Raw genomic sequence first — 13984 nt, 5'->3', positions numbered from 1 at the left:
GCCTCATTTTGAGTTGATAAGTAGCTTTTATTTTATAATAAATCCTTAAAGTACAGCAAGGTATAGTGTAAATGAATATTTGCGTACTTGTATTAAACTAAACCTAAATTTTAAAGTGAAAACTAAACTCTTTCTATTAAGCTTTTGGCTTTTGTGTCTAAGCATTACAATGTTGTTCGGGGCTACGGATAAGTACCGTCTTACATTGAGAGATGACCCATCTACCACTATAACCATCGGATGGAATCAGTTGTCTGGTAATAGTCCTATGGTATATTACGGTACTAATGATGAAGGTATTAATTGGTCAGAATATCCGTATCAAAAAGGAGCGGATAGAAGCGTGTCAATGGCTGGTATGAATAATCAATTTGCCAGATTAACCAATTTAACGCCAAACACCGCTTACTTTTTTGTGATTAAAGACTCTGAAGGTATAAGTGCAAGGTACTGGTTTAAAACGGCTCCAGATGACCCAGACCAGAGGCTGTCTTTTATAGCAGGGGGTGACTCCAGAAATAATCGAACCCCCAGAGTAAATGCTAATAAACTTGTGGCCAAGTTGAGACCTCATGCGGTACTTTTTGGTGGAGACATGACTTCTAGTGGCTCTGATAGTCAGTGGCAGCAGTGGTTTGATGATTGGCAATATACAATAGGTGCAGATGGTAGAATGATTGCTATTGTGGCCACCAGAGGTAATCATGAGAGTTCTAATGGTATGATTTATAATTTGTTTGATACGCCAAGTACTGAAGTTTATTACGGAATCACTTTTGGAGGAAATTTAATTAGAGCATATACGCTAAATACAGAAATTTCTGTTTCGGGCGATCAGACTACATGGTTGCAAAATGACTTGGCTAATAATAAAGATGTGCTTTGGAAAATGGCGCAGTATCATAAGCCTATGAGGCCTCATGTTTGGTCCAAATCAGAAGGATATAATCAATATGCGAATTGGGCTCAATTGTTTTATGATAACAATGTAAGGCTGGTGGTAGAGTGCGATGCACACACCGTGAAAACTACTTGGCCTTTAAAGCCAACTACAGGGGCGGGCAGCGATGAAGGTTTTATAAGAGATGATGATAAGGGTACGGTTTACGTAGGAGAGGGGTGCTGGGGGGCACCATTGCGTAGCAATGATGATAATAAAGAGTGGACCAGAAATAGTGATAGTTTTAATCAATTTAAATGGGTATTTGTAGGTAAGGATAAAATCGAAACCAGAACCATTAGGGTTGATAATGCTGATGAAGTGGGGCAGATAAATGACAATGATATTTTTAAAGCCCCTATTAATTTGGATATATGGAATCCGTCAAATGGTGCTGTTGCCACTATTTTGCCTGCAGGTGAATCTGAAGATGATGAATATACTGTAAGCTCAAGGATAGTGAGTAGTAGTGATGATGCTGAGGAGAATAAAAATGGAGAAATGTATATGAATAGCTCTGATATTGAACTTGTGTACGATGGATTGATAACAGGAGATCAGACGGTGGGGCTGAGGTTTCAAAATTTGGATATTCCGCAAGGCGCATTGATTACCAAAGCTTATGTGCAGTTTACTATAGATGAAATAAATTTCGAAACCACAGATTTAGTTATTAAAGCTGAGAATACGGGTAACTCTTTGCCTTTCAAAGAGGTGGACTATAATATTTCATCAAGGGCAACCACGCTTGCATCTGTTGATTGGCATCCGTCATCTTGGATATTTATAGGCTCTGCAGGTGTTGATCAGCGTACGTCTGATTTAAAAGCAGTAATACAAGAGGTTGTTAATCGTAATGATTGGAGTGGAGGTAATGCCATGAGTATAATCATTACCGGAACGGGTGAACGTACGGCAGAGGCTTTTGATGGTTCTGTAGAAGATGCACCTATTATATATGTGTCATACAAAATGCCAGATGGAGATAGCGGACAAACTCATGTTGTGATGAACAGGAGAGTGCAGCATAATGATGATGATGCGGAAGAGAGTGAGGCAGGTGTTATGTATCTGAATAGTTCTGATCTCGAATTAGTTTATGATTCGCACGCTTCTGCTGGTAATCAATGGGTAGGCATGAGGTTTACAGATATAGAAATACCTTATGGTGCGAATATAGAAAAGGCTTATTTGCAATTTACCACAGATGAGTCTACTAACGAGGTGACTAACCTTGCTATTCAAGCAGAGAATACGGATAATGCTGCTAGGTTTACTTCTGATGATTTTAATATAACCAATCGACCTTTGACCTCATTAAGTGTTCCATGGTATCCTTCATCATGGAGTGAGCAGGGAGAAGCTGGTGCTAATCAAAAAAGTACTGATATAAGTCCACTGATTCAACAAATAGTGAATAGAAGTGGGTGGAGTCAGGGCAATGCTATAGCCTTGATTATTCATGGAGAAGGTAAAAGAGTAGCCAAAGCTCATAATGGTTCAGCAGGAGAGGCGCCTCTATTGGTGGTGGAATATACTTTAGATGATTTCTCGGTAGCAACACTGCATAAAGTTGATGAAGCGGGTGAAAATGTGTTGTCAGGTATAGATACATATCCCAATCCTTTTGATGAACAATTGAATGTAAGGGGAAATATTTCGGGAGCCACTATACAGTTGTATGATTTTTTCGGACAGTTACTGATTACGAAAGTGGCAGTCACCGATTTAATAACAATGGAGGTGCATCAACTTCCGGTAGGGCGATATGTTTTAGTAGTATCCGCTGAAGATGGTCAACAAATTAAACTACACATTCAAAAGAGATGATGAATTAGATCGTATATAACAATAAAGGCCAGCATTTGCTGGCCTTTATTGTTATATTATAAAAGAGATAACTTATTTATAAGTTACGCTTTTAATAGCTTCTACAGTTCTCTTCACGTTAGGAAGTATAGCTTCAATTAAAGTAGGTGCGTACGGTAAAGGTACATCCATACTGTTAATTCTATGAACTGGGGCATCTAAATAATCAAATGCATGCTTTTGTACATGGTAAGTAATCTCTGTGCTGATAGATGATAATGGCCATGCTTCTTCTACAATCACTAAACGGTTAGTTTTCTTTACAGACTCTACTATAGTAGCGTAGTCAATAGGTCTAACTGTTCTAAGATCGATTAATTCAACAGAAATATTATCTTTAGCAGCAGCTTCAGCAGCCTCTTGTATAACTTTTACTGTTTTACCAAAGCCTACAACAGTTACATCGCTACCTTCTTTAAGTACGTTGGCCACACCGATAGGTAATAAGTACTCGTTTTCAGGTACTTCACCTTTATCTCCGTACATTAACTCAGACTCCATAAATATTACAGGGTCATTGTCTCTGATAGAAGATTTAAGAAGTCCTTTAGCATCATAAGGGTTAGATGGAACAACTACTTTTAATCCAGGACAGTTTGCATACCAGTTTTCGAAGTTTTGAGAGTGCTGAGAGCTAAGCATACCCGCGTTACCTGTAGGTCCGCGGAAAACCATTGGGATATTAAACTGACCACCAGACATTGACATCATTTTTGCGGCACTGTTAATAACCTGATCTATAGCTACCAGAGAGAAATTGAATGTCATGAACTCAATAACAGGTCTTAACCCATTCATTGCAGCTCCTACACCTATACCAGCAAAACCAAGCTCAGCGATAGGAGTATCGATTACGCGGTCAGGTCCAAATTCATCTAGCATACCCTGACTTACTTTATAAGCTCCATTGTATTCAGCTACTTCTTCACCCATAAGGAAGACTTTTTCGTCCCTTCTCATCTCCTCGCTCATGGCTTCACCAAGGGCTTGTCTAAATTGTATTTCTCTCATTTTATCTGGTTTAAAAATTGGTTTGTAAAAATAGCATTCAGCGGATTAACCACAAAATCCATTATAACAAAAAAAGCCCCGAATTTCTCCGGGGCTTCATTTTCTGATATTTTTCAGATAATTATTTTAAGATATCTCTGAATTGCTCGTTAGAAACATACTTAGCAAACTCAAGATCTTCTAAAGCTTTACCTTTAAATTCAGGATCTGCTTTAACAGCGCTTTGTAAGTTTTCGTAAACAGCGTCCTCATTTCCTAAGTGTGCGTTAGCAATAGCAGCACCATAGTAAGCAACAGCCATTTCTGAATCTTTTTCAGTAGCTTCTTTGAAAGAAGTTAAAGCACTTTGATAGTCTTTGCTTAATACTTGAGCTAAACCTCTGTTAAATGCATTAACAGCTTTGTCTTCAGCGTTAGAAGTTGATTTTACAGCGTCATCATACTTAGCAAGCATAATTTCGATAGAACCTTTAACTCCGTTTAATACAGGAGCAACTTCGCTGCTAGGGCTCATAGAGTCAGCTTTCTTAATGTCTTCGTAAGCTTTTGCTACGTTACCTCTCATTAACTCTACAGAAGCCATGTTTCCATATACTTCAGGAGCTTCTTCTTTGTTAGCAGCAATCTCAAGCTGAGTCATAGCCATGTCAGCATACTTATCTTGGTTACCTTCTAAAGCCATTGCAATGTATACAGCAGCTAAGTTATTATGAGCTACCCAGCTATCAGTTTTCTTAGTAGCAGCAGTGAAGATAGCTTCTTTTTCTTGTAAAGAAGGAGTTAAAGAAGCAGCATATAATAACTCTTCTTCAGAAAGCGTATCAGCACTTACAGTACCGTCAGCAATTCCTTTAGCTAAAACAGAAATTTCAGCGTCAGTTTTCTTTTCTTTTACAGTTAAGATTTCAGTCTTAGCAATCCTTAATTTAGGATATAACTCTCTGAATACTTTTTTGTAAGTAGGTAACTGGTGTAATTTACCTTCTTTGTCAGTGTAAGAACCAGGTCCGTTGATGATATCTAAGTAAGCTGATTTTTCTTCAGAAGAAATACCTTCGTAAACAGCTAATGAATCTTTAAAGATAGACCAATCTTCAACTACATCTTTAGTGATGAATTTGATAGAGTCAGCCATTCCTTTGTAATCATATCTTCTCATTTCTCTTTGGTAGAAAGCTTGGATAGCTTCAGCTCTGTCTTTAGCTAATCTGCTGTTGATTCTTTCAGCACCTTCAGGAGAGTGAGTACCTGTAATAGTTACAGTTCTAGTGATGTTTTTCTCAGCAATGAAGGCATCTAATTTCTTACCTCTATCACTTCTTCTTTCAGAATATTTTAAAACTGAACGTCCTTGATCAAAGTAGAAGCTTACTCTTGTAGGGATAAGCTCTTCTTGGTTGTTGTAACCGTGATCAGCATAAGCAGGAGCGTAAACAGCCTCTACTAATTTAGATGTAGTGATTACACCAGGAGCAACAGGTAATCTGTCAGTTTCTTTAGATTTGCCATTCTTAGGGTCAGAAGCTACACCTTGTACTTCTAACATACCAGTCTGCATAGCTGGTGAGTAAGGGAATGCAAATTTCTTAGTTTGTTTTGGCTGCTCTTCATCAGCATTAGGATAATCTTCAGCCTTAAATTGGACAGGATCCAAAGCTAATTCGCTCTCTCCATACTTATAGAAAGTGTTTATTGAATAAACTTTACCTTTCTTAAGCATTTTTACCGGAAGGTTAGCTGACATTTCAAAAGCAACAGTGTCTGCATGTACCTCCAATGGATTTGGAGTAACAGTTAAGTTCTGGTCCTCCGCCATTTTAACCATTTTGTTTAGGGAACAACCTGAGAAGGTCAATACCCCAAATGAAGCTATAGCGTAGAATAATTTTCTCATTGGTTTTTGTTTTTAATGTCTGGTTGAATTAGAAATTCAAAATTATTGTATATAGTCAATAATGCAATAATAGTTAAAAAAAATAAGAAATAACTAAGTGACTTTTGATAATATGCTTATTATATTTGTGAAGACACATATTTGTCGCTGAGCCACATGATATAAAGGATTAAACGATTAAATTGTTTATCATCAGTTCGTTTTTTTACTAAAAAGGGAGGTGTTTCATGAAGAATTTACAGCTTTTTTTCGAGAAATACGCTTTTGGCGTGTGCTCTAAATTGGGGGATAAATTGGGGATTTCTAGCTCCAGTATTAGGCTATATTTTATATATGCCTCTTTCTTAACCTTCGGCTCTCCGCTCATTATTTACTTGGTAATGGCCTTTGTCATTAATATGAGAAAGCACCTGAGAAGAAAGAAGAATTCTGTATGGTACTATTAAGTATTATTAGAAGTCTAGCTCTTCGAATGTTCGCTTACCTTTTATATGATAATCAAAAACAATAGAACCATTATATATGGTGTTGATGTTTTTGGTTTTTCGCTTTTTCTTCGTCTGTTTCCTTTTTATATAGTTACTTCTGAACTGAGCATAGAAAGAGAAGTGTGCTTTTAAGACCGCTAGACCGTCTGCGAAGCTATCAAAGCACATAAACTTAGCTGAGGCGATAAGGTCTAGCAATAGTCTAATGGGAAATTTGAACCATAATGCACGTGTGCTATAGTTTTTATATAGCAGGGTTAGTCCATTGCGAAAGTTGAGGTAGGTTTTTCGAGGGTTTGATTTATGTAAGGTGCCTCCGCCTACATGATACACAGTGCTTTCACCACAATACATAACATCATACCCAGCCGAGTTGATTCTCCAGCACAAGTCAATTTCTTCCATATGTGCGAAGAAGTCAGGGTCTAGGCCTCCCATCTCTTTAAATACTGATGCTTTTATGAAAAGGCATGCACCAGTGGCCCAAAATATCTTAGTATTATTGTTAAATTGGCCGTGGTCTTTTTCAAGGCTTAGGAATAGCCTGCCGCGGCAAAATGGGTAGCCGAGTGAATCTATATAGCCACCGCCTGCACCCGCATATTCAAATTCTTGCTTATTGTTATAAGCTAGGATTTTTGGTTGAGCTGCAGCAATGTTATCATGGCTTTTGATAAGTTCTATTACTGGAGTAACCCAGTTGGGGCTAACCTCTACATCAGAGTTAAGAAGTACGTAATATTCTGCTTCTATCTGATTAAGAGCCTCGTTATAACCTGCGCTATAACCTCCATTGGATGATAATAATAGTAGCTGAACTTCTGGGTGATTGTTTTTAATATATTCAACCGATCCATCCGTAGAACAATTGTCAGCTACTACTATATGGCAGTCGCTACTGTATTCTATTACCTTAGGTAAAAAATTACGGAGATGTTGCTCTCCGTTATAATTTAAAATAACAACTGCAGTTTCCTTCATTTATACTAAGCCGCTCAGGTCTAAACCAGGGATGTTCGGTAGCATACCATCTGTGCTTTTTTTGATCTCTTCTTTGGCAAGTACTTCTACTTCTTGCATAGCCTTGTTAATAGCAGCTACTATAAGATCTTGAAGCATTACTTTGTCTTCTGGTTTTACTAAGTCCTGATCCACATCTAGGCTGATTACTTCTTTTTTACCGTTGACAGTTGCTTTTACCATGCCACCACCAGCTTCTCCAGTCACTTTTAAGTGTACTAAATTTTCTTGGGCTTCTTTGATTTTGGCTTGCACCTCTTTCATTTTGCCCATCATCTTCATCATATCAAACATATCTGCAAATATTTAGGTAAGTCGAGATTCTTTAATTAATTCTTGAATTTTTAAAGTTTGCAAAAATGACTTGCTTCTCTTCAAAATCAAAATTTATCTCTAATTTTCGTTTTATTACTTTCTTATAATTAAAACCATACCTTTCTTAGTGAGCTCTCTGCCAGCCATATCTGTCATTTCAGCTACATAAGCATAAGTGCCTTCTTGCACTCGTTGGCCATTGGCGAAGCCGGTCCATCCGTTTTCCATATCATCAGAAACGAAAATGAGTTCTCCCCAGCGGTTGTAAATGCGCATTTGAAAACTGGTGATGTATTTACCTCTAACAGTGAAGGTGTCATTTAAATTATTGGCATCAGGTGTGAATGCGGTGGGAGCAAAGATGTTATTAGGTTTGATTACTTCTATAATGTTGGAAAATGATGAAGTGATATTGGCTGAATTGGGTATGGCTTCTATTTGATAATAAATCACTTGCTGACTGTTGTCGGTAGTATTGTCGGTGTAGCTTATAGAGCTTGGGTTCAATGTAATAGATGTGCCATCTGTAAAACTTCTATGGATCAAGTAAGTTGTGCCCTGTTCGTATCCTGTGTATTCATTCCAGTTAAGTTCTATGTCTCCATTGTTTAAGGTATTAGCTTGTAATAAAATGGAGCATGGCTCTATGCTTTCAGTAGTAGTATTTCCGCATTCGTCAGTAGAGCCAATTTGAAAACAATAGCTGTTTTCCGCAGTATTTAAGCTGCTTACAGTGAAGTTAGGTGATGTGCTTTGACCAATTTCTTCTTTTGTATTATCAATACTATAAATGAAAAAACGTTCAGAGTCTTTCATAAGCGGAGGACGCCATGTGATTTGTATGGAGTTAGGCTCGCTGGCATCTGTGGAAATATTGTAAATATTATCAGGAGGAGTATTGCTGATGGCTGTAGCGCAAACAGGGGCTGCAATACTTTGTACTCCATTAAGGTAATTCGCTATTACGGTATAGCAATATTCAGTATTGCAATTGATATCTCTGTCGCTGTACGTAGATAGGGCATTGTTGACTGGTCTGTGTAATAAGTCATTTCTTTCTAAAGTGAAATCTTGAGAGGGGGGATAGGTTCGCCAGTTAATAATATTTACTTCATTTTGAGCTTCTACATCCGCTTTTATGCTGCAAATGGCAGGTGTTTCGGCAAAGTTTTGATTGCTGCAAGGGTTTAATGTCGCCAACTTAAAACAATAGATATTTTTAGTGAGGTCAATGGCTAAGCGCAAAGTGTCACTATTTATGTTGTGGAACTTTTGGCCATATTGCAACCAAGAGCCGGTATTATTGATTCTTATTAGTAATTTATGTAGCGTATTTTCTTGCAGGTTATAATTAATGAGTAGTGTATTGTCATCTATAGCACGCAGCGACCGGATCTCACCAGGTAATAAATTGTTTACCGGGGTGATGCTTTTGCTGCGGCTAGAGCAGTTATCTACAGCGTTTATTCTTGTTCCTCTAATAGTTACCGTATATGCAGTTGATGTGGCATATTGATGTGTAGGTGCCGGTGCATTTTTTTGTACAGTGGTTGAGGTGCCATCGCCAAAATTGATGACGAAAGCATCATAACTATTGTCCTGTATGTCAACTTGTATGGTGTTGTTGTCACAGTTATATAACTCAAATGCAGGCGGAATAGGATCATATACTTCTATTCTGATGGAGTCGTATCCGTTAGGGTCGGGGAGGGCCACATTGAGGTAATAAATGCCTGGAGTGCTGTAAGTGTAAGAGTTGCTGACATTAACTACATCGTTATCGTTTTTCCAATCTATAGAGCACGTGCAGTTGTTGGCTACATTACAGGCGCATGGAGCTGCATTTGTAAAATTGAGGTTAACCGTAAATCCTGTACAGCCTTTGATTTGATCAACTTCAAAAAATCCCCTTTCTGAAATGTATTGACCTTTTGCTATCCCTGAAAATAAAAACAGAGAGAGCAAAAGGCTATATGTGAAAATTGCTTTCAAATTATAAAGTTACTTCCCTTAAAAACTTCTCTGCGGCAGCCATATCTTTATAGAGCACACGGTCTTCCTCTATAAACGGAATTACTTCTCTAAAATTGCTTATCAAATCTTCTATGTAATCAGATGATTTTAAGGGTCTTCTAAATTCTATAGCTTGAGCAGCGGTGATAAGTTCAATACTTAATATCCTATAAAGGTTATTGATCACTTTGTAGGTTTTGGTGGCGGCATTAGCTCCCATGCTAACATGGTCTTCTTGTCCGTTAGAAGAAACTATGGAATCAATAGAAGCGGGAGTACAATATTGTTTGTTTTGGCTTACTAATGATGCTGCGGTGTATTGCGGTATCATTAGCCCTGAATTGATTCCTGGGTTTGCGACTAAATAATGAGGCAAATCTCTGGCTCCTGATATCAGTTGATATGTTCTTCTTTCAGAAATGTTGCCTAGCTCAGCCATGGCTATACTTAAAAAGTCTAGAGGTAATGCCAATGGTTGTCCGTGAAAGTTGCCCGCTGAAATGATTTCATCATGGTCAGGGAAAACATTAGGGTTATCTGTTACTCCATTGATTTCTGTTAGAAATATATCTCTTACATAAAAAAGAGCATCAGCACTAGCACCATGTACCTGAGGTATACATCTAAAAGAGTAAGGATCCTGCACATGCTTTTTGCTTTGTGAGATGATTTCGCTGCCAGATAAAAGTTCACGGATGGTTTTAGCTACTAATATCTGACCTTTTTGTGGTCTGATTTGATGCACCTTGTTGTCAAAGGGTTCTATTCTGCCATCAAATGCATCTACGCTTATGGCGCCAATGGTGTTAGATAAGTTTAATAAGCGTTCGGCATGGATTAAACACCAGATTCCGAAAGAGCTCATCAGTTGAGTGCCATTAAGTAGCGCTAAGCCTTCTTTGGCTCTAAAATGAATTGGAGAGAAATGAAGTATGTCATTCATTTCTCGAGCACTCATTCTTTTGCCTTTGTATTTTACCTCGCCAAGGCCAATAAGTGGTAATGATAGGTGGGCTAATGGCGCTAGATCACCAGAAGCTCCTAAAGACCCCATTTCATAAACCACGGGATATACTTTTCTATTAAAAAATTCAATCAGCCGATTTACTGTGGCCACCTGTACGCCAGAGTGCCCGTATGATAATGACTGTATTTTAAGTAAAAGCATCAGCCTCACTATTTCGTCAGGAACCTCATCTCCTGTGCCGCAAGCATGCGACTTTACTAGGTTCGCTTGAAGTGTGCTTAGGTCTTCTTTGCTGATGTTTTTATTATACAAAGAGCCAAAACCGGTATTTATTCCATAAACTGGCTCTGAAGATTTCTCTATTTTTTCATCAAGATACCTTCTGCATTTTTCGATTTTTTCTTCAGCTTCAGGAGACAGTGCTAAAACGTAATCACCATAAAGTATTTCCTCTATGTCTTCGAGGCTTAATGTATTATCTGATATGTAATGAACTTTATTCATTCACCTAGGCTAATTTCTCTACTATTTCTTTTACTGTTAATTTCTCTTCTTTTCCAGAGGTCATGTCTTTTAATGTCAATACTCCAGAATTCATTTCATCTCCTCCTATAACTATAGAAAAAGCAATATTCTTTTTGTCGGCATACCCAAATTGTTTTTTCAATTTTGCAATATCAGGGTAAAGCTCTGATTTAATTCCTGCACTTCTTAATGCATTCAATACACCATAGCCATATTTCTGAGTGGCATCATCAAAGTGTATGATTAATGCCTTAGTAGAGGTAACTGCTTCGTTAGGAAATAAATCCAATTCCTCCATAACATCATAAATGCGGTCTACTCCGAACGAGAATCCTACACCGGATAAATTGGCAAGGCCGAATATTCCTGTTAGGTCATCGTATCTACCTCCACCGCTTACACTTCCGATGCTTACATTATTAACCTTAACCTCGAAAATGCTTCCTGTGTAATAGCTCAAGCCTCTGGCTAAAGTCACATCAAAATCTAGGTGTGAATTTTCTAAGCTAAATGAGTTTAATATTTCTAATATTTCTTCAAAGTCGGCAATGCCTTTGGTGCCTTCTGCTGAAGAACTGAATAAATCTTTTAAATAAGCGATTTTATCTTCAATGCTACCTTCTAATGATAATATAGGTTTTACCTTCTCTGTAGCTTCTGTGCTTATTCCTTTTTCTTGCATTTCTTTTAGCACTTTATCTAAGCCTATTTTGTCAAGCTTATCAATAGCCACGCAGAACTCGCTTTCTTTTCCTTCAGCACCAATCACCTGAGTTATGCCTTTTAGTATCTGGCGGTGATTGATTTTTATATCAAAATCAGTGATGCCTAATTTTGCAAATACTTCATTGATCATGAGAATAATCTCCGCTTCACATAATAGTGAATTGGTCCCCACCACATCAGCATCGCATTGATAAAATTCGCGGTATCTACCTCTTTGAGGCTTGTCGGCTCTCCATACAGGTTGAATTTGGTACCTTTTAAATGGAAGTGCTAAATCATGCTGGTTCATTACTACATACCTAGCGAATGGAACAGTAAGGTCATACCTCAATCCTTTTTCGGCAATTTGAGGTAATAAAGCTTTTGATCCTGATTCGTATCCATCAGCTGAAGCGTTGGATAAAAAATCTCCGCTATTAAGTATCTTGAATAAAAGTTGGTCGCCTTCATCTCCATATTTTCCTGTAAGAACAGAAAGGTTTTCCATGGAAGGGGTTTCCAATGGCATAAATCCATATTTTTCAAATACACTTCTTATAGCACTGAATATGAAATTACGCTTACCCATTTGCTGAGGGCCAAAATCGCGCGTTCCTTTAGGTAATGTAGGTTTTTTACTCATGTGCGCAAAAGTACAAAAAAGCAGGCAAATGCCGTGAATACACTTTTTTGAAATGTTGGAATGAATTAAATATCACTTCATATTTTTTATTACCAGATATTAATTTATCTTTGCATCCTCTTTGACAAAAATTATATTGGAAATGGCAGTTACCAGACTTAAAAGAAAAGCAAAAAGAAATAAAGCTACCGCTAAAGTAAGACAGGAAAATATTCAAAGATTAAACACTAAGCCTGTTATTAAAGGTGTTGATGTAGAGCAGATTAAAGCGGGATTCAGTAAAAACGCTAAAGGTTCTGCTAAAAAAGAGAAAGCAGAAGATTAAGAACTGAATTACTTATTATAAAAAGTGCCTCATTATTTATTTAATGAGGCTTTTTTTATGCCCTACCGCCAAGTTCGATTACTTGCAAGTTGCTGATTTCTTTGCCGGAAATATCAAAACGGACTAAAGTTTTTACTTTATGAAAGCCATGAACGCCTGCTGCTCCGGGGTTAATGTAGAGCAGGTTATTGATTTTTGGATCTTTCATTATTTTCAAAATATGAGAATGCCCGCAGATAAAAAGGTCAGGTGGGTCTTGTTGTAAAAGAGGTTTAACGGTGCGATTATACCTTGGAGGGTACCCACCAATATGCGTCATCCATACTTTTAAGCCTTCGCATTGAAATTTTAAATGTTCAGGACATTCATTTCTTATAGCCTGGTCATCTATATTTCCATAAACCCCGCGGGTAGGTTTAAAATCTTGTAATGGTTTTAATACGTTGGGGCCGAAATCTCCTGCATGCCATATCTCATCTCTGTCTTCGAAGTATTCAAAAACTTTAGGGTCTAAATGTCCGTGTGTATCTGAAAGTAAACCTATTTTCACTTTTTTATGTAAAACTAGGCATATCTCCATCCTTTATCAAAAGTTGAATACCGCCTTTTACCATATTTGTATTTAGTAATGGCTTTAACTTTTTTAACTTTACCTTAAATTTAATTTATATGGCACTTACACCTTCTAATATGCTTCCTCTAGGAACGGAAGCTCCTTTTTTTCAATTATTCGATGCTATTTCCGAGCGTTCTGTTTCTTTGGATGACGTGGTGGGGGAGAAGGCAACGGTTATTATGTTTGTTTGTAACCACTGCCCATATGTTAAACATATTCAGGAAGAGTTAGTGAGGTTGGCCGAAGATTACATTTCTGAAGGCGTTGGTTTTGTGGCAATAAGCTCTAATGACGTTGATAATTACCCTGAGGATTCGCCCGAGCTGATGAAGGCTGAAGCTAGAAAATGGGGATATCCTTTCCCTTATTTGTATGACGAAACTCAGGTGGTGGCAAAGGCTTATGATGCTGCTTGTACACCTGACTTCTATATTTTTGATGATAAGAAGGAGCTTGTTTATAGGGGGCAGCTTGATGATAGTAGGCCGGGTAATGGAAAGCCTCTTACGGGAAAAGATATGAGAGCAGCGTTAGATGATATAATGAAGGGAAACCCGGTTACTGAGAATCAAATTCCAAGTCAAGGGTGTAATATTAAGTGGAAACAATAATGTAAATCTCAATGAAGAGAAGCTTCGTTTATATTGTAAAAT

At 37.7% G+C, this 13984-nt stretch carries 12 protein-coding genes; 4 read left to right on the top strand and 8 right to left on the bottom strand.

Going from position 1 to position 13984, the window contains the following annotated elements; genetic code table 11:
• Nucleotides 1-115: 115 nt before the first annotated feature.
• Nucleotides 116-2770, top strand: a complete 2655-nt coding sequence (locus tag ACXACQ_RS23115; RefSeq protein WP_474978377.1) for a fibronectin type III domain-containing protein — start codon at nucleotides 116-118, stop codon at nucleotides 2768-2770.
• Nucleotides 2771-2842: 72 nt separating this feature from the next.
• On the opposite strand, the gene ACXACQ_RS23110 is transcribed toward ACXACQ_RS23115, so the two are convergent.
• Together ACXACQ_RS23110 and ACXACQ_RS23105 are read right to left on the bottom strand one after the other, a co-directional pair.
• Complete coding sequence (locus tag ACXACQ_RS23110; RefSeq protein ID WP_474978376.1) at nucleotides 2843-3820, bottom strand: pyruvate dehydrogenase complex E1 component subunit beta; 978 nt, start codon at nucleotides 3818-3820, stop codon at nucleotides 2843-2845.
• A 121-nt stretch (nucleotides 3821-3941) separates the two neighbouring features.
• Nucleotides 3942-5714, bottom strand: coding sequence for a tetratricopeptide repeat protein (locus ACXACQ_RS23105; RefSeq protein WP_474978375.1), 1773 nt, complete (start codon nucleotides 5712-5714; stop codon nucleotides 3942-3944).
• A gap of 227 nt (nucleotides 5715-5941) precedes the next feature.
• Between ACXACQ_RS23105 and ACXACQ_RS23100 the strand changes: the two genes are divergently transcribed.
• Entirely contained in the window at nucleotides 5942-6160 is a 219-nt protein-coding gene (locus ACXACQ_RS23100; RefSeq protein WP_474978374.1) for a PspC domain-containing protein, read from the top strand.
• A 6-nt stretch (nucleotides 6161-6166) separates the two neighbouring features.
• Here the strand turns inward: ACXACQ_RS23100 and ACXACQ_RS23095 are convergent, their stop codons facing one another.
• The 5 genes from ACXACQ_RS23095 to hisS all read right to left on the bottom strand — a co-directional run bounded on the left by ACXACQ_RS23095 (nucleotide 6167) and on the right by hisS (nucleotide 12390).
• Complete coding sequence (locus ACXACQ_RS23095; RefSeq protein WP_474978373.1) at nucleotides 6167-7183, bottom strand: glycosyltransferase family 2 protein; 1017 nt, start codon at nucleotides 7181-7183, stop codon at nucleotides 6167-6169.
• Complete coding sequence (locus tag ACXACQ_RS23090; RefSeq protein WP_474978372.1) at nucleotides 7184-7516, bottom strand: YbaB/EbfC family nucleoid-associated protein; 333 nt, start codon at nucleotides 7514-7516, stop codon at nucleotides 7184-7186.
• Between the two features lie 114 nt (nucleotides 7517-7630).
• Nucleotides 7631-9529 carry a T9SS type B sorting domain-containing protein gene (locus ACXACQ_RS23085; RefSeq protein WP_474978371.1) on the bottom strand — a complete coding sequence of 633 codons (1899 nt, stop codon included), beginning with the start codon at nucleotides 9527-9529 and terminating at the stop codon, nucleotides 7631-7633.
• A gap of 1 nt (nucleotide 9530) precedes the next feature.
• Complete coding sequence (hutH, locus tag ACXACQ_RS23080; protein WP_474978370.1) at nucleotides 9531-11021, bottom strand: histidine ammonia-lyase; 1491 nt, start codon at nucleotides 11019-11021, stop codon at nucleotides 9531-9533.
• Between the two features lie 4 nt (nucleotides 11022-11025).
• Entirely contained in the window at nucleotides 11026-12390 is a 1365-nt protein-coding gene (gene hisS / locus ACXACQ_RS23075) for a histidine--tRNA ligase (protein ID WP_474978369.1), read from the bottom strand.
• 142 nt (nucleotides 12391-12532) lie between these two features.
• Between hisS and ACXACQ_RS23070 the strand changes: the two genes are divergently transcribed.
• Nucleotides 12533-12715 (top strand): hypothetical protein, encoded by a 183-nt coding sequence (locus ACXACQ_RS23070; protein WP_474978368.1) that lies wholly within the window; start codon nucleotides 12533-12535, stop codon nucleotides 12713-12715.
• 55 nt (nucleotides 12716-12770) lie between these two features.
• On the opposite strand, the gene ACXACQ_RS23065 is transcribed toward ACXACQ_RS23070, so the two are convergent.
• Nucleotides 12771-13265, bottom strand: a complete 495-nt coding sequence (locus ACXACQ_RS23065) for a metallophosphoesterase family protein (protein WP_474978367.1) — start codon at nucleotides 13263-13265, stop codon at nucleotides 12771-12773.
• 119 nt (nucleotides 13266-13384) lie between these two features.
• Here ACXACQ_RS23065 and ACXACQ_RS23060 point away from each other — a divergent pair, with 119 nt between their 5' ends.
• On the top strand, nucleotides 13385-13942 hold the full coding sequence (locus ACXACQ_RS23060) for a thioredoxin family protein (protein ID WP_474978366.1): 558 nt from the start codon (nucleotides 13385-13387) through the stop codon (nucleotides 13940-13942).
• Nucleotides 13943-13984 lie beyond the last annotated feature (42 nt).

Source organism: Fulvivirga sp. AWR4_260, assembly GCF_056158185.1.
The sequence above is the reverse complement of the archived record's forward strand: the minus strand, read 5'-3'. Positions and strand labels throughout refer to the sequence as shown.